Source organism: Paraburkholderia heleia NBRC 101817 (genome assembly GCF_000739775.1).
Taxonomy (GTDB): Bacteria; Pseudomonadota; Gammaproteobacteria; order Burkholderiales; family Burkholderiaceae; genus Paraburkholderia; species Paraburkholderia heleia.
This window is the reverse complement of the sequence record NZ_BBJH01000036.1, coordinates 49,150-69,946: the sequence shown is the minus strand read 5'-3', so window position 1 is coordinate 69,946 and position 20,797 is coordinate 49,150. Positions and strand designations below refer to the sequence as shown.

The following is a 20,797-nucleotide window of genomic DNA, read 5'->3' as shown; positions in this document are numbered from 1 at the left end:
GTTTCCGTATGAAGGGAAGCGACGCGGCGTGACGGCGAGGCGCTTACGGCGAGATATAGCCGAGACGCGCCTTCAGCGATTGCGGACGGCCCTCGAACAGCGCCGCATAGTAGACCGTGTTCGACAACACGTTTTTCACGTAGTCGCGGGTTTCCTGGAACGGGATGGTTTCCGCGAAGATGGCGCCCTCGACGCCGCCCTGCAAAGTCTGGCGCCATGCGCGCGGGCGGCCCGGCCCGGCGTTGTAGCCCGCGGTGGCGAGCACGGCGGAGCCGTCGAACTGATTGTAGATCATCGACAAATAGTTCGTTCCGAGCAGGATGTTGGTGTCGAGATCGTTGAGCTGATCGCGCGAGAGAGGCCCGAGGCCGATCTTCTTCGCCACCATCTGAGCCGTGGCCGGCATGATCTGCATGAGACCGCTCGCGCCCACGCCCGACTTCGCGTTGAGAATGAAACGCGATTCCTGGCGAATGAGGCCGTAGGCCCATTCGACGTCGAGGCCGTTGGTTTGCGCGTCGCGCTCCACGACGTCGCGGAACGGGGCGAGATAGCGCAGCGAGAAGTCGTGCTCCGTTTGCGTGCGGTCGGCCGTGTTGACGGTGCGGTCGAGCAGCTGGATGCGCTTCGCGTATTCGGCGACGGCGAGCAGTTGCCGGTCGCTCATGCCGCGCAGCGGCCAGTTCCATTCGCGATTGCCTTCGAGGCGCAGATTCAGCGCGTAAAAGCGCTGCGCGAGCGCGAAGCCCGGCGTTTGCGCAACCTGGGCTATTTCGGCGTCGCTCACCGTGGTCTTCGGCGGGATGGTGATCTTCTGGCCGAGTTCTTCGGTGGCGAGCTGGCCATAGAAGTTATAGCCCTGCGAGATCGACGCGAACTCCTGGTTCGCCTGCCCCGTTTCGCCGGCCTGCTTGAGCGCGCGCGCGTGCCAGTAGATCCACGACGGTTGCGCGCGCAGCGCGGCCGGCATCTGTTCGATCGACCAGCGCACCATGGTCCAGTCGCCGCCCAGCAGCGCGGCGCGCGTGCGCCACTCGTAAGCCGGGTTCGAGAGCGGCGCGTTGGCCGAGAGGCGGTACCAGTCGAGCGCGGCGGGCAGACGCTTCAATGCGCCCTGATAGCCGATCGTGCCCCAGCCGATCGCCCGCTCCGGCGAGGTGAGCTGCGGCGCGACGGCGGCGAACGTGGCCGCGGCCATGGCCGGGTCGTTGCGCGCCATCACGGTGACGGCCAGCAGTGCGAGCTGATGCGACTGCGGATTGCCGGAAACGCCTTGCGCGAGCGTGAGCGGCGGCGTGCTCACGGCCTGGCTGAACGCGCTGGGGTCGGGACGCTGCGAAAGGCCGTCGAGCAGCCTTGCGCCGGTCGAAGTCTGGTTCTGCTCGTAGGCGAGGCGGATCTGCTGCCAGACGTCGTCGCTCGAGAACTGGCCTTTGATGGCGAGCGCGGTGATGAGATCGACGCAGCCGTCGCCGTAATAGCGCGGCTCGGTGAGGAGCGCACGCGCGTCGTTCGCGACGTTCTCGCCGCGCGACGCACGCGACTCCAGCGCGTAGCACTTCACCTGCGTGTCGTCGTTGAGCACGAAGCGCGCATATTGCTGGTCGAAGTTCGCCCAGTCGTGGCGCGCGCCGAGCACGGTCAGATAATCGTTGCGCATGCGGTCGGCGATCGCCTGGCCATCGTAGCGCTGCAGGAACGACAGCACCGGCGCGTCAGGCGCGTCGATGCGCGCGTGGCCCTGCGAATCGAACAGCTGTGGCTTGAGCTGGAAGTATTCGAGGTACGACGGCGCCGGGTAATCGGGAATCATCGCAGCGAGTTGCGCGGCGCGCGCGGGATCGTTGTTGCGCGCGGCTTCGCGAAGCTGGATGAAAGTCTGGTCGTCGCTGGAAAGGACTGCGCCTACGGGCAGTGCGACGGGGCGCACGGCGTCCGCCGTGCTGCATGCTACGAGTGCCGCGGCAGTCAGTGCGAGACCGACCACGCGATATACTCGGACAAGGCGTTTGGACATCGTTATTTCTGGAGCGCGAGGTGAACCCAAGCATAGCACGCAACCCTCACACGGAATCCAAAAAGGACTGGCGTGCAAGGCTGCAACCCCTGCGAATCGAGGCGGCCTCCAACGTGGCAACCGGTGCGGCACTCGCGGCTCGTCTCGATGCGCTCGTGGCGCAATTTTCGCCGCTCTCGATCGGGTTCTACTGGCCCCTGCGCGGCGAGTTCGATGCGCGCGCCTGGATCGCCGCCTGGCTCGCCGCCGACGCGTCACGCCGCGCCGCCCTGCCCGCCATTGCCGAACGCCACACGCCGCTCGTCTTTCACGCCTGGACGCCCGGCGCACCGATGCGCGAAGGCCATCACGGGATCCTCGAACCGCAATCGCAGGAAGCGATCGTGCCCGATCTTCTCTTTGTGCCCTGCGTGGGTTTCGATCGCGACGGCTATCGCCTCGGTTACGGCGGCGGCTACTATGACCGCACGCTGGCCGCCTGGCCAGGCGTTGCGTTGCCCGTCACGGTCGGCATTGCGTATGAGGCATGCCGTATCGATGACGGCGTGCTCGCGCGCGAGGCGCATGACCTGCCGCTCGACGCCGTGGTGACCGAAGCCGCCACGCATCGTTGCCGACGTTCACGCGAGCGCTGAGCGCCCTGTTCGCTCAGAGCGAAGCCGCCGCGCGCGCGGCCGTGTCGTAGAGCCCGGAGGCGTTGCGCATGAGTTGCGCGGATTCGCCGATCTGCTGGTTCGTGAGGCCGCTTTCCTTGAGCGTCGCGATGAGGCAGCTCTCGCGCACGTCGCGGTAGCGCAGGCACAGTTGCTGGCCTTCCGGCGTGATCGAAAAAAAGACTTCCTTGCCGGTCTTTTCGCTTTTTACATACCCTCTGGAGACGAGCTTCTTCAACGCATACGTGGCCACGTGCGTGTCCTCGATGTTGAGCACGAAGCAGATATCCGCGAGCTTTTTGCGCCGCTCGCGATGGCCGACGTGATGGAGCAGCGACACCTCGATCGGCGTCATGTCCTTCACGCCCGCCGCCGACATGCAGCGCACCATCCAGCGGTTGAACGCGTTGCTCGCCATGATGAGCGCGTACTCGAACTCGGAAAGCTCGGCGCTCGACTCGGAGACGAGATGTTCGGACGAAACGATCTTGGTCGGCTGGCGCGACATGGCAGATAACCCGGTAGTCGGTATTCGAAAAGGCAAAGCGGCGTGGCGTGAGTGTAATGGCAGCGCGTTTGCCGTGCGCCTGGCGAAAACGCTTATTGATAATTTGTAGATAATTTATCGACAATGTACGCTAGAAAGGAACGGCACCGCCCCCGCCTGGGCATCTCCATGCGCGAATTTTCGACCGGTCGAACCGTCCCTTAACCGATCCAACATGCCGAATTCTGACCCTCGTATTTTTCCTCTCGGTGACGAAGCGCTCGTCTGCGAAGCGCCGCCGCCCGCCACGCTCGAGGTCCAGCGCCGCGTCTGGGCCGTCGCCGCGCTCGCGCGCGGCTGGGTGCCGGTGCGCGAAGTCGTGCCCGGCATGAACAATCTGACGATCACCTTCGATCCGCTCGCGGCCGACGCCGCGGCGCTCGCCGGTGCGCTTCGGGACGCGTGGCGCGACGCCGAAGACGCAAGCGAAGCCGGCCGCGAAGTCGAGATCCCCGTGGTCTACGGCGGCGCGGACGGCCCCGACCTCGAAGCCGTCGCGCAGCATTGCGCGCTCGCTGCCGCCGATGTCGCCGCGCGCCATGCCGCGGGCGTCTACACGGTGTTCTTCCTCGGCTTCCAGCCCGGCTTCGCCTATCTCGGCGGCCTCGAACCCCAGCTGCACACGCCGCGCCGCCACGAGCCGCGCCTTGCCGTCCCCGCCGGCTCGGTGGGCATCGGCGGCGAGCAGACAGGCATTTATCCGGCCGCCTCGCCCGGCGGCTGGCAATTGATCGGCCGCACCGCCGCGAAGCTGTTCGACCCTTCGCGCAATCCGCCAACGCTGCTCATGCCTGGCGACCGCGTGCGTTTCACCATCGCGGAGCTCCACGCATGATCGAAGTATTACGCGCGGGCCTGCTCACCACGGTCCAGGATCTCGGCCGCCCCGGCTACCGGCATCTGGGCGTCGCCACCGGCGGCGCGCTCGATACGCTCGCACTCGAAGTGGGCAACCGCCTCGTCGGCAACCGCCCCGACGCCGCCGGCCTGGAAATCACCTTCGGTCCCGTCGCGCTGCGCTTCGCACGCGCCACGCGCATCGCCATCACCGGCACGGACTTCGGCGCGACGCTCGGCGGCCGCCCGGTCTGGTCGTGGTGGAGCCTGCCCGTGGCCGCCGGCGAGGAACTCGTGCTGAACGGCGCGAAGCGCGGCATGCGCGCCTACGTGTGCGCGGCCGGCGGCATCGACGTACTGCCCATGCTCGGCTCGCGCAGCACCGACCTCGCGGCAGGCTTCGGCGGCCTCGCGGGCCGCGCGCTCAAGGACGGCGACCGGCTCGCCACGGGCGCCTCGTTCGCGCCCGGGCGCGAGCGCGCGGCACTCGACCCGGGCGCGCCGGCCTTCGGCGTGAAGGCGCCCGTGTGGTGCAACTTCGCACTGGCGGACGAGCCCCATCAGCGGCGCTCACGCCATCCCGACGGCATGGCGCGGGCCGTGCCTGTGCGCGTGCTGCGCGGCCCCGAGTACGACAGCTTCACACCCGAGGCGCAGCGCGCGCTCTGGTCCGATGAATGGCAGATCACGCCCAACAGCAACCGCATGGGCTTTCGGCTCACGGGCACGCCGCTCGCGCGCGCGAGCGGCGCGGACCTGCTCTCGCACGCCGTGCTGCCCGGCACGATCCAGGTGCCGCCGAGCGGCCAGCCCATCGTGCTGATGGCCGACGCGCAGACCACGGGCGGCTACCCGAAGATCGGCTCCGTGATTCGCGCCGACTGGTGGAAGCTTGCCCAGGTGCGGCTCACCGCTGGCGTGCGTTTCGTGGAAGCGACGCCGGCCGCCGCGCGCGCGGCGCTGCAAGAGGAACGGGCGTATTTGCGGCAGATCGACGCCGCGATCGCCATGCACGACGAGCGCCTTGCAAGCCGCCGCGCGAATGCGGTGTCGAGCGCGGCCGCAAGCGCCTGATTTTCAGGCCCCATCGGTAAGACGAGCAGTAAGAGGAAGACATCATGACCACCATCGATCTGAACGCCGATCTCGGCGAAGGCTGCGGCTCCGACGAGGCGCTGCTCGACCTCGTGAGCTCCGCCAACATCGCGTGCGGCTGGCACGCCGGCGGCGCCAATGCCATGCGCGAATGCGTGCGCTGGGCCGTGGAGAAAGGCGTGTCGATCGGCGCGCATCCGAGCTTCAACGACCCCGAGAACTTCGGCCGCAAGGAGATGAACCTGCCGCCCGAGGACATCTACGCGGGCGTGCTGTATCAGCTCGGCGCGCTCTCGGCGATCGCCCAGGCCGAAGGCGGACGCATCGCCCACGTGAAGCCGCACGGTGCGCTCTACAACCAGGCTGCGCGCGACCCGCAGATCGCCGAGGCCATCGTCAGCGCCGTGCACGACTTCGATCCGTCCGTGACGGTGTTCGCGCTCGCCGGCAGCGGGCTCGTTGCGGCGGCGCGCGAGGCGGGGCTCGTGGCGATCGAGGAAGTGTTCGCCGACCGCGGTTATCGCGCGGACGGCTCGCTCGTGCCGCGCAGCGAGCCGGGCGCGCTGCTCGACGACGAAAACACCGTGCTCGCGCGCACGCTCGCGATGATCCGCGAGCAGCGCGTGCAGGCCGTAAACGGCGCCTGGGTGCCGCTCAACGCGCAGACCATTTGCCTGCACGGCGACGGCCCGCACGCGCTCGCGTTCGCGCGGCGCATCCGCACGGCGCTCGACGACGCGGGCATCGGCGTGCGCGCGGCCGGGGCCGGCGCAGCCTGACGCACGCTTTCATGCAGCAAAGCGCGCGGCATGCGCCGCGCGCGGCTCGAGCCGTATCACCGAAGGTTTTCACAAGGCAATCCCCCGGCAGCGCAAGCTGCGCCAGGTGTAGTTGTACCCAGCAGGTTCGTAGTTGCACGAACGGCCATCAGAGCCGCGAAGTCAACGCCGCTACCCGCGGCAATCAACGACAAGCCAATACGTTTGGAGATCTACATGCAGAGCACTGTCAACTTATGGCCGCTGATCGGCGTGGCCGTCATCATCGCCGGCTTCCTGTTACGCTTCAATCCGATGCTGATCGTCGCCGCGGCGGCCGTCGTCACCGGCTTCGCCGGAGGCTTTCCGGTTGCGAAGATTCTCGCCGCCATCGGCACCGGCTTCATCAAGACCCGCAACATTCCCCTCATCATCCTGCTGCCGCTCGCCGTGATCGGGCTGCTGGAGCGCCACGGCCTGCGCGAGCGCGCGCAGATCTGGATCGGCAGCATCAAGGCGGCGACCGCCGGGCGCCTGCTCATCGTCTATCTGCTCGTGCGCGAGCTGACCGCCGCCGTCGGCCTGACGGGTCTCGGCGGCCATCCGCAGATGGTGCGCCCGCTCATCGCGCCGATGGCCGAAGGCGCCACCGAAAACCGCTTCGGCAAGCTCTCCAATGCCGTGCGCTACAAGCTGCGCGCCTACTCGGCCGCAACCGACAACGTGGGCCTCTTCTTCGGCGAGGACATCTTCGTCGCGTTCGGTGCGATCGTGCTGATGGTCACGCTGCTCAAGGAAGCGGGCGTGTCGGTCGAGCCGATTCATGTGGCTTTCTGGGGCATCCCCACGGCGATCTGCGCGTTTCTGATTCACGGCGCGCGGCTCTGGCTGCTCGACCGCCAGCTCGAACGCGAACTGGGCGCCATGCGCGGCGCGAGCGGCGCCAAGGCTGCGCCTGCAGACCGTGCACAGGGAGACGAAGCATGACACTCACCCTCAACTGGCTCTTCTGGCTGCTCGGCATCGTGCTGCTCATCGTCGGCGGCATGATCGTGATGGACCGCGAGCATCCGCGCCGCTTCACGGCGGGCGGCTTCTGGCTGCTCTACGCGCTCATCTTTCTCGTCGGCGACCTGCTGCCCGCCGAAGTCGTGGGCGTGCTCGTGCTCGCCATGGCGCTGATCGCGGGTCTTGGCGGCGTGACGGCCGCCAATCCCAAGGTGCTCGCGCTCGAAACGCGCATGGCGAGCGCGAAACGGCTGGGCAACAAGCTCTTCGTGCCCGCGCTCACCATTCCCGTCATCACCGTCGTGCTCACGCTCGCGGCCAGCCATCTCGTATTCGGCGGCACGCCGCTCATCGACCCGAAGAACGTCACGCTGATCGGCTTCGGCATTGGCTGCGTGATCGCGCTCGTCATTGCCTGCCTCATCACGCGCGACAGCGTCGGCCAGTCGATGAAGGAAACGCGCCGCCTCGTCGACGCGCTCTCGTGGGCCGCCGTCCTGCCGCAGATGCTCGGCATGCTCGGCCTCGTGTTCTCGGACGCGGGCGTGGGCAAGGCCGTGGCGCACGTCACGACGTCGTACATCAACATGGACGTGCGCTTCGTCGCCGTCGTGGTGTATTGCGTGGGCATGGCGCTCTTCACGATCATCATGGGCAACGGCTTCGCCGCCTTCCCGGTGATGACGGGCGGCGTGGGCGTGCCGGTGCTGGTGGGCGTGTTCCACGTCAATCCGGCGATGATGGCCGCCATCGGCATGTTCTCCGGCTACTGCGGCACGCTCATGACGCCGATGGCCGCGAACTTCAACATGGTGCCCGCGGCTCTGCTGGAGCTGCCCGACAAGAACGCGGTGATCCGCGTGCAGGTGCCCACGGCGCTGGGCATCCTCGCGGCGAATATCGTGCTGCTGAACGTGTTCGGGTTTTGACCACGCGTACGCATGCAGACCGCGCGCGGGCGCGCATGGCCCAAACCCGGCCCAACCCGGTTCAGCCCGGTTCAGCCCGGGTCGACGTTGAACCCGCGCTGGCGCAGCAGCTGGAGCACGCCTTTAGGGCCGCCCAGGTGCAGCGCGCCGACGGCAACGAAGAGCGGCTTGTTGGGCGCCACGTATTGCTGCATGCGCGAAACGAAGCGTCGGTTGCGTTCGTAGACGATGCGGTTGTCGACCGACGCCGCCACCCGTGCGTCGTGCGAGAGCTTTTCGGTGCGCGCCGATTCCCATGCGGCGATCGCGTCCGCGTCGCCCACGCGCCACAGGTGCAGGAGCGTCTGCACGTCGGACACGTTTTGCGCCGGCGTCTGCGCCAGGTCCTGCGCGAGCATCTCGCGCTGCTGCGCGAGGCTCAGGTTCGTGAAGGCGCGCATCTGCTCGGCGAGCGTCTCCAGCCCGACGATGCGGCGGCCCTTCCAGCGCAGGAACACGTTCTGCAGCTGCGCCTCCGTGCCGTACTCGGTCTGCAGGCCGGCGCTCAGCGAATCGTAGGTTTCCACGAGCAGCGAAGCGAGCCACGGCCGCATCTTGCGGATCTCGGCGAGCGCCTCCGGATTGCCGCGCATGCGCGCCTCGAGCTTCTGCCAGAGCGGTTCGGGCAACAGGCCCGGCAGGCAGGGCCGTCTGCACACCCCGTATTTCGAGACGTCGTCCTGGGAAACGAGCAGATCGTCGGGGGAAAGCTCGAGCGCGAGAATGGGCGACGCGGCGAGCGCCGCGAGAATCTGCGGGCGAAACGGCTGGCCGGGCGGGTAGTCGGCCGGGTCGCCCACATGCAGCGTGCCGAGCAGATAGATTGTGAGATTGCCGCGCGTGGCGACGTAGAACGGCATGCGCGCAGGCTGGGTGCGCACCGGGCCGCCAGCTGTGGTTCCCGATGCGTAGCTCGGCACAGCGGGCGCGGCGTGAAAGCCGGGAATGCCGCCGTTGGCGCCGCGCGCAGCGCCTGGCGGCATGGGCACGGCCGGGTGCACCCCGGGCGTGTTGGCGACGGCGCCGCCAGCGAATGCCGGGCCCGAGCCGCCTGCGAGAACGCCGAGCGCGAGCGCCAGCGCCAGCAAGTGCGGCGCTGCGCGCAGCGCCCCGCCCGACACTGTCTGCCACGCCGCACGCAACGCCACAACAGCAACTGCCACCGCGAATGCCAAGCCCGAAGCTACACCGAATGTCACACGACCAGCCGTATACAGCCCGGCAACCACGGCTGCCGGAACGATGGAAAGAGCGGCGGAGAAACCGGTGGAAAAATCAGTGAAAAAGGCGGCGCGACGGCCGCCCGTCAACTGGCGGCGCGCAGCAATCAAACGACGCGCCGCCGTCGCTTCAGGCCGGCATGGGCCGCCCATCCTCTTCCCCCACCTCCTCTGCACGATGGCAGGATACCTGACGGCCGTCCACTTCGCGAAGGGCAGGCACTTCCTTACGACACCTGTCGATCGCGTATGGACAACGTTGGTGGAACGTGCAACCAGACGGCGGGTTGAGCGGCGAAGGCAATTCGCCCTCGAGCTTGATCTTCACGCGGCGGTCCGCTTCGAAGATCGCGGGCGTGGCCGAGAGCAGCGAGCGCGTGTACGGATGGCGCGGCCGCGAGATGACCGTGTGCTTGTCGCCCAGTTCCGCCACGCCGCCGAGATACATCACCATCACGTCGTCGGCAATGTGCTCGACCACGGCCAGGTTATGCGAGATGAACACGTAGCTCGTACGGAACTGCTCCTGCAAGTCCATGAACAGATTCAGAATCTGCGCCTGGATCGAGACGTCGAGCGCGGAAACCGGCTCGTCGGCCACGACGATCTGCGGGTCGAGAATCATGGCGCGCGCGATCGCCACGCGCTGGCGCTGGCCGCCCGAGAACATGTGCGGATAGCGCTTGGCGTGCTCGGGCCGCAGGCCGACGATGCGCATCATGTGCGCAATGCGGTCCGCGCGCTCGCTCGCCGTGAGCCGTGTGTTGATGGCGAGCGGCTCGCCGAGCGTCTGCTCCACGGTCTTGCGCGGATTGAGCGAGGCGAACGGGTTCTGGAACACCATCTGCACGCGGCGGCGCAGCGCGGCGATCTTCGCGGCGTTTGCGTGCGCAACGTCCTCGCCGTCGATGGTCAGCTTGCCCGCGGTGGGCGGCTCGATCATCGTGAGCTGGCGCGCGAGCGTCGATTTGCCGCAGCCGGACTCGCCCACCACGGCGAGCGTGCGCCCGCGCGTGAGCGAGAACGACACGCCATTGAGCGCCTTCACGGTGCCCGAGCCGAACATGCCGCGCTTGACGGTGTAATGCTTCTTGAGATCGTCGGCGATGAGAACCTTATCGTCCTGATGGTCCTGATGGTCCTGATGAGCCGCGTGTTGCTGGACTGCGTTCATCGCGCGCCTCCGCTGGATTGAGTCAGTGCCGCATTCAGCGGCTTGATGCAGCGCACTTGCGCATGGCCGTCGCCCGGGTCGCGGGGATCGGTCACCGCGTCGAGCGCGGGCCGCGCCTTCATGCAGTCGTCCACCACATACTTGCAGCGCGGCGCGAAGAGACAGCCGCCCGGCCGGTCGTCGCGGCCGGGCACCATGCCGGGCAGCGCCGCAAGACGCATCGCCCCCTTGTTGTGCTCGGGAATCGCCGCGAGCAGCGCTTCCGTGTACGGATGATGCGGACGCGAAAAGATCTCCGGCACGCGGTTCGTTTCGATGATCTCGCCCGCGTACATCACGGCCACGCGTTGCGCGACTTCGGACACCACGGCCAGATCGTGCGAGATCAGGACGAGCGCCATGCCGCGCTCCTTCTGCAGACGCACGAGCAGCTCCATGATCTGCGCCTGGATCGTCACGTCGAGCGCCGTGGTGGGCTCGTCGGCGATCAGCAGCTTCGGGTTGCAGGCCACGGCCATCGCGATCATCACGCGCTGGTTCATGCCGCCCGACATCTGGTGCGGGAAGTTGTCGATGCGGTTCTTCGCGTCGGGAATGCCGACCTGGTCGAGCAGCTCCAGCGCGCGCGCGTTGAGCGCCGAGCCGCGCAGGCCTTCGTGCAGCTTCAGCACTTCCTTGATCTGATAGCCGATGGTGTAGCTCGGGTTCAGGCTCGTGAGCGCGTCCTGGAACACCATGGCGATGTCCTTGCCGACGATGCGGCGGCGCTCCTTGCCGGTGGCGCCCAGCAGATCGCGGCCGTCGAACGTGATCGAATCCGCGCTCACCTTGCCGGGGGCGTCGATGAGGCCCATCAGCGCCATCATCGTCACGCTCTTGCCCGAGCCCGATTCGCCGACGATGCCGAGCACTTCGCCCGGCGCGACCGACAGATTCACGCGGTCCACGGCGGGCAGGCCGTTGAAGTTCACCGCCAGATTGCGAATGCTCAAAAGTTCTTGGTTCATGTCAGGCCATCCGCTTGAGCTTGGGATCGAGCGCGTCGCGCAGCCCGTCGCCGAGCAGGTTGATCGCGAGCACCGAAATGAGGATGGACAGACCCGGCATCGTGACGATCCACCATGCGCTGTCGATATAGTCGCGCGCCGAGGCGAGCATCGCGCCCCACTCCGCTCGCGGCGGCTGCACGCCGAGGCCGAGGAAGCCGAGGGCGGCGGCGTCGAGAATCGCCGACGAAAAGCCGAGCGTCGCCTGCACGATGAGCGGGGCCGTACAGTTGGGCAGCACCTGCGAGAACATCAGGCGCAGCGTGCCGGCACCGGCCACCCGCGAAGCGGTCACGTACTCCTTGTGCAGCTCGCCCAGCGCCGAACCGCGCGTGAGACGCACGTAGCCGGGCAGCGCCACGATCGCGATGGCGAGCATGGTGTTCGTGAGACCCGGACCGATGATCGCGACCACGGCCACCGCGAGCAGCAGCGAGGGCAGCGCGAGCAGCACGTCCATGAGACGCATGATGGGCGTATCGGCCCACTTCTCGAAGAACGCAGCCACGAGTCCGAGCACGATGCCCGGAATCAGCGCGAGCAGCACCGAAACGCAGCCGATCCACAGCGAGAGCCGCGCGCCGTACATGAGACGCGAGAGGATGTCGCGGCCCGCTTCGTCGGTGCCGAGAATGAACTTCCAGTTGCCGCCGTCGAGCCACGCGGGCGGAATCTTCACGTAGTCGCGATATTGCTCGATGGGGCTGTGCGGCGCGATCAAGGGCGCTGCGATCGCGATGAAGACGAGCGCGAGCACGATCACGCCGGCACCGACGGCGCCCCTGTTGCGCGAGAAGTTCGCCCAGAATTCGCGCAGCACGAGCGCGCGGCCCGAAGGCGGCGTGACGGCGCGAGGCACGGTGTTCTGAATGTCAGCCATCACGCCTCCTCGTTTTGAATGTTGTGTTGCGGGGTTTGCATGGTCATGGCTCGCTTACCTCGTATGTCGAATGCGCGGGTTGAGCACGCCGTACAGCAGATCGACGAACAGGTTCACGACGATCACGAGCGTCGCGATCATGAGAATGCCGCCTTGCACCACCGGATAGTCGCGCCGGCTGATCGCGTCGATCAGCCATTTACCGATGCCGGGCCAGGAGAACAGCGTTTCGGTGAGCACCGCGCCCGCGAGCAGCGTGCCGACCTGCAGGCCGATCACGGTCACCACGGGAATGAGCGCGTTGCGCAGCGCATGCACGACGATCACGCGCACGGGCGACAGACCCTTGGCGCGCGCCGTGCGGATATAGTCCTCGCGCAGCACTTCGAGCATGGAAGAGCGCGTCATGCGCGCAACGACGGCGAGCGGAATCGTGCCGAGCACGATGGCCGGCAGGATCAGGTGGCTCAGCACCGACCTGAACGCGCCTTCGTCGGTGCCGGGCAGGAGCGAGTCGATCAGCATGAAGCCGGTCACGTGCGGAATGTCGAATTCCACCGCGATGCGGCCCGACACCGGCGTCCAGCCGAGCTTCGACGAGAACACCATGATGAGGATGAGCCCCCACCAGAAGATCGGCATGGAGTAGCCGGTGAGCGCGGTGCCCATGACGCCGTGATCGACGACGGTGCCGCGCCGCAGCGCCGCGAACACGCCGGCGGGCAAGCCGATCGCGAGCGCGAAAATGAGCGCGCAGATCGACAGCTCGACGGTGGCGGGAAAGCGCGCGAGAAACTCGCCCATCACGCTCGTGTTGGTGATGATCGAGGTGCCGAGGTTGCCGTGAATGGCGTGCCAGACGTAGTGGACATACTGCATCGGCAGGGGCTCGTCGAGCCCCAGGCGGTGCATCGCCTCGGCGTGCATTTGCGGATCGACGCCGCGCTCGCCCATCATCACTTCGATGGGGTCGCCCGGAATCAGGTGGATGAGTGCGAACGCAAGGACGGTGATACCGATGAACGTGGGTATGACCATGCCGATGCGGCGCAATACGAAGCGGAACATGTGGTGTTCCCCCAAAAGCTTGAAATGAAACGCAACCGGCGACAGGGGCTCGTGACCCCGGTCGCCGGACCATTTTCCGCCGGTCCTGGCTGATGGGCGGACCGAGCGGAAAGTCTTACCCGATTATCGTTACTGCATGCCCACGCCGTCGAAGCGCGCGTAGCCGAGCGGTTCGATGCGCATGTCGATCACCTTCTTGCTGACCGGCTGGTAGACGGTCGAGTGAGCGATCGGCGAGAACGGCAGTTGCTGCGCGAAAATCTGCTGCGCCTGCTGGTAGTACTTCGTGCGCTGCGCCACGTCCGAGGTCTGACGGCCCTTCTGGATCAGGTCGTCGAACGGCTTGTAGCACCACTTGCCGAAGTTGTTGCCGTTCACGGCTTCGCAGCCGAGCAGCGTGCCGAGCCAGTTGTCGGGGTCGCCGTTGTCGCCCGTCCAGCCGATCAGCATCGAATCGTCTTCGCCGGCGTGGGCGCGCTTGATGTACTCGCCCCACTCATACGTGACGATCTTCGCCTTCACGCCGATCTTCGCCCAGTCGGCCTGGATCATTTCGGCCATCAGGCGTGCGTTCGGGTTGTAGGCGCGCTGCACGGGCATGGCCCACAGCGTGATTTCGAAGCCGTTCGAGAGACCGGCCTTGGCGAGCAGCGCCTTGGCCTTTTCCGGATCGTACGCATTGGCCGGCAGGTTCTTGTAGTAGGACCACTGGGTCGGCGGCATCGGGTTGGTCGCGAGCTGGCCCGCGCCCTGGTACACCGAGTCGATGATCGCCTTCTTGTTGATCGCCATGTCGAGGGCGTGGCGCACATCGACGTTGTCGAGCGGCTTATGCGTGACGTTGTACGACAGGTAGCCCAGGTTGAAGCCCGGCTGCGACGGCATCGCGATATTCGGCTCGGCCTTCAGCGGCGCGATGTCGGCGGGACGCGGATAGCTCATCACCTGGCATTCGTCGCGCTTGATCTTCTGCACGCGCACGCTGGCGTCCGGCGTGATCGAGAAGATCAGCCTGGAAAGCTTCACGGCGCCCGGCTTCCAGTAGTCGGGATTGCCGTCGTAGCGGATCGTCGCGTCCTTCGTGTAGCTCTTGAAGATGAACGGACCCGTGCCGACCGGGTACTGGTTGATGTCGGCGGCCTTGCCGGCCTTCATCAGTTGATCCGCGTATTCGGCCGAGAGGATCGAGGCGAATTCCATCGCCATGTTCTGGATGAACGGCGCGTTCGGCTCGTTCAGTGTGAACTTGACCGTGTACGGATCGACCTTTTCGACCTTCGCGATCAGCTTGTCGAGGCCCATGTCGGTGAAGTACGGGAACGACACCGGGTACGCCTTGCGGAACGCATTGTTCGGGTTGAGCATGCGGTCGAACGAGAACACGACGTCGTCCGCATTGAATTCGCGCGTGGGCTTGAAGAACGCGGTGGTCTGGAACTTCACGCCATGACGCAGATGGAACGTGTAGGTCTTGCCGTCCGGGGAAACGTCCCACGACTGGGCGAGGCCCGGTTCGACCTTGGTGCCGCCGCGCTCGAACTCGACGAGGCGGTTGTAGACGGTAAACGTGTTCGCGGTGAAGTCGGTGCCGGTCGTGTATTGGGCCGGGTCGAAGCCAGCGGGGCTGCCTTCCGAGCAGTAGACGAGCGTCTTGTTCGGGATGCTTTGCGCGGCGTGCGCGAGCGGGGCCCCGGCAATCGATGCCGCTGCGAGCGCCACGAGAGACGTCAATCGGGCAGCTCGCAACAGTTTGTTTTCTTTCATGTTTCCTCCGGTTCAATGCCGGCTTGCGCCAGCGTAGCGCGATCTTACTTGAGCACGCGCCGCAGTCACAAGCAAGCCAAAAGTCCCGTCGCCTGTGGAAAACGCCGGGTTGACAGGTTCATTTGTTGCCGCATGCTGCGGTGCAGCGTCGCCTTGCCCCTTTTTATTGCGCCGGAACCCGACAATAGCGCGCCGAAATGACGCGCGCTCCCGGCCGGGCTTGTGCGCCTGAGACTCGTCACCCGCAATCGTCCGGATCACGCTACCCAAAAGAAAACCGCGCGGCCCGGGAGTCCGGGAGCCGCGCGGTTGGTCGCCGCTTGCGGGGCCGGGAGCGAGCGCCCTCGCCCTAGAACCCGAGCCGCTCGCAAACGGCCTTGGTGGCCGGCGCCGCGTTGAGCGTGTAGAAGTGAATGCCCGGCACGCCCGCCTCGACGAGGCGGCGGCACAGGTCGGTCACCACGTCGAGCCCGAACGCGCGAATCGACTCGCGATCGTCGCCGAAGCTTTCCAGCCGCTTCGCGACCCAGCGCGGCACTTCGGCGCCGCACATTTCCGAAAAACGCATGAGCTGCGAATAGTTCGTGATCGGCATGATGCCGGGCACGATGGGGATCTCCACGCCCAGCTTCTTCGCGTCGTCGACAAAGCGGAAATACGCATCCGCGTTGAAGAAGTACTGCGTGATCGCCGAGTTGGCGCCCGCTTTCACCTTTTGCGCGAACGCTTCGAGGTCGTGGCGCGGCGAACGCGCCTGCGGGTGGTACTCGGGATACGCGGCCACTTCGATATGGAACGCGTCGCCGGTTTCCTCGCGGATGAAGGCGACGAGTTCCGAGGCGTAGCGCAATTCGCCCACCGCGCCCATGCCCGAGGGCAAGTCGCCGCGCAGCGCCACGATGTGGCGGATGCCGTGCGAGCGGTACTCGCCGAGAATCGCGCGCAGGTCCTCTTTCGAAGAGCCGATGCACGACAGGTGCGGCGCCGCCTCGATGCCTTCCTTCGCAATATCGACGACGGTGTCGAGCGTGCCCTGTTGCGTCGAGCCGCCCGCGCCGAACGTCACCGAGACGAACTTCGGCTTGAGCGTGGCGAGCTGGGCGCGCGTGGCGCGCAGCTTCTCCACGCCGTCCGGCGTCTTCGGCGGGAAGAATTCGAATGAGAGTTCGATCGGTTTCATGTTGATGAGGCCAGTGAGGCCGGGCTGCGAACGTGAGCGGCCCGGACCCGCATCAGCCGAGGCTGCGGTTGCCGAAAATCAGCGCCGAAAGCAGCCACGACACGATGCTGTACAGGATCGAGCCGAAAAATGCCGACCAGAAGCCCGACACCTCGAAGCCCTTGAGGAGCGACGCCGCCAGCCAGAAGCACAGCGCATTCACCACGAGGATGAAGAGGCCGAGCGTGAGAATGGTCACGGGCAGCGTGAGCACGATCAGCAGCGGCCGCAGCACGGCGTTGATGAGGCCGAGCACGATCGCGACGATGAGCGCGGTGCCGAAACTGCGAATATGGATCGACGGAACGAGCCACGTGATGATCAGGAGCGCGAGCGCGTTGATCAGCCAGGTCAGCAGCACGGTCATAAGGACTCCTTTTGCGTCTTTGCTTTTGTGTCGCCAGGTGCCGGCGGCGGATGCCGCCCGCGGTCCCCACGCGTTGCGTGTGCGGGGATGGGGGTCAGCATCCGCGCTGTGTCAATTAGTAACGGTAGTGATTCGGCTTGAATGGACCGTTCTTGTCGACGCCGATGTACGAAGCCTGGTCGTCCGACAGCACGGTCAGGTTCGCGCCGATGCGCGCGAGGTGCAGACGCGCGACCTTTTCGTCCAGGTGCTTCGGCAGCACGTACACCTTGTTCTCGTACTTCTTGCCCTGCGTGAACAGTTCGATCTGCGCGAGCGTCTGGTTCGTGAACGAGTTCGACATCACGAACGACGGGTGGCCCGTGGCGCAGCCCAGGTTCACGAGGCGGCCTTCGGCCAGCAGGATCACGCGCTTGCCGTCCGGGAAAATGATGTGGTCGACCTGCGGCTTGATGTTGTCCCACTGGTACTGGCGCGTGGACGCGACGTCGATTTCCGAGTCGAAGTGGCCGATGTTGCAGACGATCGCGTTGTGGCGCATTGCCTTCATGTGGTCATGGCCGATCACGTGGTAGTTGCCCGTGGCCGTCACGAAGATGTCGGCCTTGTCGGCAGCGTATTCCATCGTCACGACGCGGTAGCCTTCCATCGCGGCCTGCAGCGCGCAGATCGGATCGATTTCCGTGACCCACACCGTGGCGCCGAGGCCGCGCAGCGATTGCGCGCAGCCCTTGCCCACGTCGCCGTAACCGGCGACCACGGCGATCTTGCCCGCGATCATCACGTCGGTTGCGCGCTTGATGCCGTCCACGAGCGACTCGCGGCAGCCGTACAGGTTGTCGAACTTCGACTTCGTGACCGAGTCGTTGACGTTGATGGCCGGGAACGGCAGGCGGCCGTCCTTTTCCATCTGGTACAGGCGGTGCACGCCGGTCGTGGTTTCTTCGGTCACGCCCTGGATGTGCGCCAGGCGCTTCGAGTACCACGTCGGGTCGATCTCGAGATGCTTTTCGATCGACTTGTACAGCGCGACTTCTTCTTCGTTGGTCGGCCTGGCGATGACCGAGCGGTCCTTTTCGGCCTTCGAGCCGAGGATTAGCAGGAGCGTGGCGTCGCCGCCGTCGTCGAGGATCATGTTGGCGAACTCGCCGTTCGGCCATTCGAAGATGCGATGCGAGAATTCCCAGTACTCGTCGAGCGACTCGCCCTTGAACGCGAACACCGGCGTGCCGCCCTGCGCGATCGCGGCGGCGGCGTGGTCCTGGGTCGAGAAGATGTTGCACGAGGCCCAGCGCACGTCGGCGCCGAGCGCCTTCAGGGTCTCGATCAGCACGCCCGTCTGGATCGTCATGTGCAGCGAACCGGCAACGCGCGCGCCCTTGAGCGGCTGCTGCGCCTTGTACTCTTCGCGAATCTGCACGAGGCCGGGCATTTCGGTCTCGGCGATGTCGAGCTCCTTGCGGCCCCAGCCGGCGAGCGACATATCGGCGACGACGAAATCTTTGGCTTGATCTTGCGGAACTGCGGCGTTCATCACGCCCTCCTTTCTAAAAGTGACTAGAAATTAAAGACGTGAGCGCCGTTTCAGTGCGGTCGATTCAGTGGATTCAACCGGATTGAAGCACTTTCGAGCCTGGCGGGTTACGGAAAACCCGTCGCAACGCTCCTCGAAAGCGAGCCGAGATTGTAGCAAATCGGGATGGCGTCCGCGCGTGGGCGACATGTGCGCAGGCGACATGCGCGTGGGCGACATGCGCGTAGGCGATAAAGCGGGTGCGAACGCGCCCGCCGGACTTCAAACCGGCAGAAACCCGAGCGCCGGCGCGAGCAGCACCATCACCACGCCCGCGATCATCATCGTGAGGCTCGCCACCACGCCTTCTTCGCTGCCGAGCTCCCGAGCCTTCGCCGTGCCGACGCCGTGCGCCGCCGCGCCAAAGAGCGCACCGCGCGCCAGCCGCGTGCGCAGCGGCACCAAGCCGAGCACCAGTTCGCCGAACAGCATGCCGCACACGCCCGTGGCGATCACGAACAGCGCGGTGAGGTCGCGCGGCGCATGGATCTTGTCCGACACCGCGAGCGCGAACGGCGTGGAGATCGAGCGCGTCATCAGGCTGCGCTGCAGATCGGGCGAAAGATGCAGGAGCTTGGCCAGCGCGAGCGAGCCGCCCACCGCCACAATGATGCCGACGCTCACGCCCACGGTGAGCGAGATCCAGTGGCGCCTGAGCAGCTCGCGGTACTCGTAGATCGGCACCGCGAAGGCCACGGTGGCCGGGCCGAGCAGCCACATGAGCCAGCGCGTGTCCTGGAAGTACACGGGGTACGGAATATGGAGCACCAGCACGAATACGCCGAGCACCGCGGGCACCGCGACGAGCGGCGTGAGCCACGGCGAGCGAAAGCGCGCATAGAGCGCCTTCGAGGCGAAATAGAGCGCCACGGTGAGGATGAAACAGCCGGCGGCGATGAGCCGCGCCGCGTCGTCGGCGAACAGGGACGAATAAAACGTGTTCATGGCGCCATCACCCTCGCTCTATTCAGGACGTCGCGGCCTCAAGCCCGCACCAGATGGCGCGCGTGCCGCGAATCGCGCACGCGGCGCAGCGCGAGGCGCCTCTCGAGCTTCGCGGCCTGTTCGACCGCGAACGCCACCGCCACCATCACCATCAGCGTGCCGCCGACCACGACGAGCGCGAGACGCCAGCCGTCGGCGCGAAAGAGGCCGCCGTATTTCACGGCGGCGACGGCGGCCGGGATGAAGAACAGCAGCATGTCGGAGAGCAGCCAGTCGGCGCCCGCCTTCACCCAGCGCGGCGTGACGCCGCCGCAAAAGAGCAGCGCGAGCAGCAGCACGAGGCCCACCACGCCGCCCGGCACCGGCAGGTGCGTGAAGCGCGTGAGGGCGTCGGCGGCGTACCAGACGCCCGCGAGCAGCGCCGCTTGCACGGCAATGCGGCCGATCCGGCGCCCGAGGCTCGCCATGCCGCCGACGTTGCGCTCAGCGCTTTCAGAAACCTTCGCGGTCGTGATCGGTGCAGTCATGGCAAACCCTAAGTGACACTGGAATGGAAGTCAGTATAGGGTTCAGCCAATTATAAGTATAATGACTTGGAATCATCCGCTACATTCCATATTGGAATGCACCAACTCGGCGCCCGGCTGAGCGTGTTTCCTGCCCATTTGTGGAGTCCCGAACGTGGAACTGCGCGCGCTTCGCTATTTCATCGAGGTGGTGCGGCAACAGAGCTTCACCGCCGCGGCCGAAAAACTGCATGTCACGCAGCCGACCATCAGCAAGATGGTGAAGGCGCTCGAAGACGAGACCGGCACTCAGCTCCTGCTGCGCGACGCGCGTCAGATGGTGCTCACCGACGCCGGCCGCATCGTCTACCAGCGCGGCCAGGACGTGCTCGCCGCACAGGCGCAGCTGCAGGCCGAACTCGCCGATCTCGGCACGCTCGGGCGCGGCGAACTCACTATCGGCATTCCACCGATGGGCGGCTCGCTCTTCACGCCCGCCATCGCCACCTTCCGCCAGCGCTATCCGAAGATCGAGCTGAAGCTTTTCGAGCAGGGCTCGCGCGCCATCGAAGCCGCGCTGATCTCGGGCGAGCTGGAACTGGGCGGCGTGCTGCTGCCCGTCGATCCCGCGCTCATCGACGTCCTGCCGATCTCGCACGAGCTGCTGTGGCTCGTCGCGCGGCGCGGCTCGCGCTGGGACAACAAGCTCGCCGTGCCGCTCGCGGAGCTGGCCGGCGAGCCGTTCGTGTTCTACGGCGAAAGCCTGGCGCTCAACGACGTGGTGCTGGGCGCGTGCCGCACGGCCGGCTTCGTGCCGCAGATCGTGGGGCGCAGCGGCCACTGGGACCTGATGGCGGCGCTCGTGCTCGCGGGCGTGGGCATCGCGCTGCTGCCCGCGCCGTACGTGCGCCGGCTCGACGCCGGGCGCTTCACCTGCTTGCCCGTGAGCGAGCCGCAAATCACCTGGGACATGGCGATCGGCTGGAAGCGCAGCGGCTATCTCTCGCATGCGGCACGCGCCTGGCTCGACGTCGCGCGCGCCGAGTACGGCAAGCCCTTCACGTTTCTCGACGACTTCGTGCATCCGCCGGGGATGGAAAAGCAGCCGGGCAAGCCAGGCTGAAGCCCGCGATGAGCAAAGGCCGCGCAACA

Annotated in this window: 20 protein-coding genes and 1 riboswitch; of the genes, 7 read left to right on the top strand and 13 right to left on the bottom strand. The window is 66.4% G+C overall.

The genetic code is table 11. The features are described 5' to 3' along the window. Nucleotides 1-43 precede the first annotated feature (43 nt). Complete coding sequence (locus BHE01S_RS26650; protein ID WP_042269103.1) at nt 44-2,017, bottom strand: lytic transglycosylase domain-containing protein; 1,974 nt, start codon at nt 2,015-2,017, stop codon at nt 44-46. An 8-nt stretch (nt 2,018-2,025) separates the two neighbouring features. Between BHE01S_RS26650 and BHE01S_RS26645 the strand changes: the two genes are divergently transcribed. Next, nucleotides 2,026-2,652, top strand: coding sequence for a 5-formyltetrahydrofolate cyclo-ligase (locus tag BHE01S_RS26645; RefSeq protein ID WP_245639873.1), 627 nt, complete (start codon nt 2,026-2,028; stop codon nt 2,650-2,652). A gap of 13 nt (nt 2,653-2,665) precedes the next feature. Here the strand turns inward: BHE01S_RS26645 and BHE01S_RS26640 are convergent, their stop codons facing one another. Next, nucleotides 2,666-3,178, bottom strand: a complete 513-nt coding sequence (locus tag BHE01S_RS26640; protein ID WP_042269100.1) for a winged helix DNA-binding protein — start codon at nt 3,176-3,178, stop codon at nt 2,666-2,668. Nucleotides 3,179-3,392: 214 nt separating this feature from the next. On the opposite strand from BHE01S_RS26640, the gene pxpB reads away from it, so the two are divergent. The 5 genes from pxpB to BHE01S_RS26615 all read left to right on the top strand — a co-directional run bounded on the left by pxpB (nt 3,393) and on the right by BHE01S_RS26615 (nt 7,844). Then, nucleotides 3,393-4,052 (top strand): 5-oxoprolinase subunit PxpB, encoded by a 660-nt coding sequence (gene pxpB / locus BHE01S_RS26635; RefSeq protein WP_042269098.1) that lies wholly within the window; start codon nt 3,393-3,395, stop codon nt 4,050-4,052. Continuing rightward, complete coding sequence (locus tag BHE01S_RS26630; RefSeq protein WP_042269095.1) at nt 4,049-5,128, top strand: 5-oxoprolinase subunit C family protein; 1,080 nt, start codon at nt 4,049-4,051, stop codon at nt 5,126-5,128. The genes pxpB and BHE01S_RS26630 overlap by 4 nt, the downstream gene beginning before the upstream one ends. Before the next feature lie 44 nt (nt 5,129-5,172). Continuing rightward, nucleotides 5,173-5,928 (top strand): 5-oxoprolinase subunit PxpA, encoded by a 756-nt coding sequence (gene pxpA, locus BHE01S_RS26625; protein ID WP_042269094.1) that lies wholly within the window; start codon nt 5,173-5,175, stop codon nt 5,926-5,928. Between the two features lie 216 nt (nt 5,929-6,144). Next, complete coding sequence (locus tag BHE01S_RS26620) at nt 6,145-6,894, top strand: DUF969 domain-containing protein (RefSeq protein ID WP_042269194.1); 750 nt, start codon at nt 6,145-6,147, stop codon at nt 6,892-6,894. Then, nucleotides 6,891-7,844, top strand: coding sequence for a DUF979 domain-containing protein (locus BHE01S_RS26615; protein ID WP_042269092.1), 954 nt, complete (start codon nt 6,891-6,893; stop codon nt 7,842-7,844). The genes BHE01S_RS26620 and BHE01S_RS26615 overlap by 4 nt, the downstream gene beginning before the upstream one ends. Nucleotides 7,845-7,915: 71 nt before the next feature. On the opposite strand, the gene BHE01S_RS26610 is transcribed toward BHE01S_RS26615, so the two are convergent. The 11 genes from BHE01S_RS26610 to BHE01S_RS26560 all read right to left on the bottom strand — a co-directional run bounded on the left by BHE01S_RS26610 (nt 7,916) and on the right by BHE01S_RS26560 (nt 19,666). Beyond that, a complete protein-coding gene (locus tag BHE01S_RS26610; RefSeq protein WP_407669555.1) occupies nt 7,916-9,031 on the bottom strand; it encodes a TraB/GumN family protein in 1,116 nt (371 codons plus the stop codon). Nucleotides 9,032-9,233: 202 nt separating this feature from the next. Beyond that, nucleotides 9,234-10,277: a peptide ABC transporter ATP-binding protein gene (locus BHE01S_RS26605; protein ID WP_042269090.1), complete on the bottom strand. Its 1,044-nt coding sequence runs from the start codon at nt 10,275-10,277 to the stop codon at nt 9,234-9,236. Continuing rightward, entirely contained in the window at nt 10,274-11,284 is a 1,011-nt protein-coding gene (locus BHE01S_RS26600) for an ABC transporter ATP-binding protein (RefSeq protein ID WP_042269088.1), read from the bottom strand. Before BHE01S_RS26600 ends, BHE01S_RS26605 begins: the two co-directional genes overlap by 4 nt. Nucleotide 11,285: 1 nt before the next feature. Then, nucleotides 11,286-12,203 (bottom strand): ABC transporter permease subunit, encoded by a 918-nt coding sequence (locus tag BHE01S_RS26595; RefSeq protein WP_042269085.1) that lies wholly within the window; start codon nt 12,201-12,203, stop codon nt 11,286-11,288. Between the two features lie 54 nt (nt 12,204-12,257). After that, complete coding sequence (locus BHE01S_RS26590) at nt 12,258-13,271, bottom strand: ABC transporter permease subunit (RefSeq protein WP_042269083.1); 1,014 nt, start codon at nt 13,269-13,271, stop codon at nt 12,258-12,260. Nucleotides 13,272-13,400: 129 nt separating this feature from the next. Further along, the gene (locus tag BHE01S_RS26585) at nt 13,401-15,035 is read right to left on the bottom strand and encodes an ABC transporter substrate-binding protein (RefSeq protein ID WP_042269081.1); all 1,635 of its coding nucleotides are present in this window, start codon (nt 15,033-15,035) and stop codon (nt 13,401-13,403) included. A gap of 349 nt (nt 15,036-15,384) precedes the next feature. After that, nucleotides 15,385-16,215, bottom strand: a complete 831-nt coding sequence (metF, locus tag BHE01S_RS26580; protein WP_042269078.1) for a methylenetetrahydrofolate reductase [NAD(P)H] — start codon at nt 16,213-16,215, stop codon at nt 15,385-15,387. 52 nt (nt 16,216-16,267) lie between these two features. Then, on the bottom strand, nt 16,268-16,621 hold the full coding sequence (locus BHE01S_RS26575; protein ID WP_028203399.1) for a phage holin family protein: 354 nt from the start codon (nt 16,619-16,621) through the stop codon (nt 16,268-16,270). 115 nt (nt 16,622-16,736) lie between these two features. Continuing rightward, nucleotides 16,737-18,155, bottom strand: a complete 1,419-nt coding sequence (ahcY, locus tag BHE01S_RS26570) for an adenosylhomocysteinase (protein WP_042269076.1) — start codon at nt 18,153-18,155, stop codon at nt 16,737-16,739. A 33-nt stretch (nt 18,156-18,188) separates the two neighbouring features. Then, nucleotides 18,189-18,296: riboswitch (S-adenosyl-L-homocysteine riboswitch) on the bottom strand. A 120-nt stretch (nt 18,297-18,416) separates the two neighbouring features. Next, nucleotides 18,417-19,139 carry an LrgB family protein gene (locus BHE01S_RS26565; protein WP_042269074.1) on the bottom strand — a complete coding sequence of 241 codons (723 nt, stop codon included), beginning with the start codon at nt 19,137-19,139 and terminating at the stop codon, nt 18,417-18,419. 38 nt (nt 19,140-19,177) lie between these two features. Beyond that, nucleotides 19,178-19,666, bottom strand: coding sequence for a CidA/LrgA family protein (locus tag BHE01S_RS26560; RefSeq protein WP_042269072.1), 489 nt, complete (start codon nt 19,664-19,666; stop codon nt 19,178-19,180). 154 nt (nt 19,667-19,820) lie between these two features. Here BHE01S_RS26560 and BHE01S_RS26555 point away from each other — a divergent pair, with 154 nt between their 5' ends. Next, nucleotides 19,821-20,768, top strand: coding sequence for a LysR family transcriptional regulator (locus tag BHE01S_RS26555; RefSeq protein WP_042269070.1), 948 nt, complete (start codon nt 19,821-19,823; stop codon nt 20,766-20,768). The last annotated feature ends 29 nt before the right edge of the window (nt 20,769-20,797 follow it).

Coding starts and splice junctions, on each gene's coding strand:
- pxpB (WP_042269098.1), top strand. CDS start 3,393: ATGCCGAATTCTGACCCTCGTATTTTTCCTCTCGGTGACGAAGCGCTC.
- BHE01S_RS26615 (WP_042269092.1), top strand. CDS start 6,891: ATGACACTCACCCTCAACTGGCTCTTCTGGCTGCTCGGCATCGTGCTG.
- pxpA (WP_042269094.1), top strand. CDS start 5,173: ATGACCACCATCGATCTGAACGCCGATCTCGGCGAAGGCTGCGGCTCC.
- ahcY (WP_042269076.1), bottom strand. CDS start 18,155: ATGAACGCCGCAGTTCCGCAAGATCAAGCCAAAGATTTCGTCGTCGCC.
- BHE01S_RS26630 (WP_042269095.1), top strand. CDS start 4,049: ATGATCGAAGTATTACGCGCGGGCCTGCTCACCACGGTCCAGGATCTC.
- BHE01S_RS26560 (WP_042269072.1), bottom strand. CDS start 19,666: ATGACTGCACCGATCACGACCGCGAAGGTTTCTGAAAGCGCTGAGCGC.
- metF (WP_042269078.1), bottom strand. CDS start 16,215: ATGAAACCGATCGAACTCTCATTCGAATTCTTCCCGCCGAAGACGCCG.
- BHE01S_RS26595 (WP_042269085.1), bottom strand. CDS start 12,203: ATGGCTGACATTCAGAACACCGTGCCTCGCGCCGTCACGCCGCCTTCG.
- BHE01S_RS26590 (WP_042269083.1), bottom strand. CDS start 13,271: ATGTTCCGCTTCGTATTGCGCCGCATCGGCATGGTCATACCCACGTTC.
- BHE01S_RS26650 (WP_042269103.1), bottom strand. CDS start 2,017: ATGTCCAAACGCCTTGTCCGAGTATATCGCGTGGTCGGTCTCGCACTG.
- BHE01S_RS26605 (WP_042269090.1), bottom strand. CDS start 10,277: ATGAACGCAGTCCAGCAACACGCGGCTCATCAGGACCATCAGGACCAT.
- BHE01S_RS26620 (WP_042269194.1), top strand. CDS start 6,145: ATGCAGAGCACTGTCAACTTATGGCCGCTGATCGGCGTGGCCGTCATC.
- BHE01S_RS26565 (WP_042269074.1), bottom strand. CDS start 19,139: ATGAACACGTTTTATTCGTCCCTGTTCGCCGACGACGCGGCGCGGCTC.
- BHE01S_RS26640 (WP_042269100.1), bottom strand. CDS start 3,178: ATGTCGCGCCAGCCGACCAAGATCGTTTCGTCCGAACATCTCGTCTCC.
- BHE01S_RS26585 (WP_042269081.1), bottom strand. CDS start 15,035: ATGAAAGAAAACAAACTGTTGCGAGCTGCCCGATTGACGTCTCTCGTG.
- BHE01S_RS26575 (WP_028203399.1), bottom strand. CDS start 16,621: ATGACCGTGCTGCTGACCTGGCTGATCAACGCGCTCGCGCTCCTGATC.
- BHE01S_RS26600 (WP_042269088.1), bottom strand. CDS start 11,284: ATGAACCAAGAACTTTTGAGCATTCGCAATCTGGCGGTGAACTTCAAC.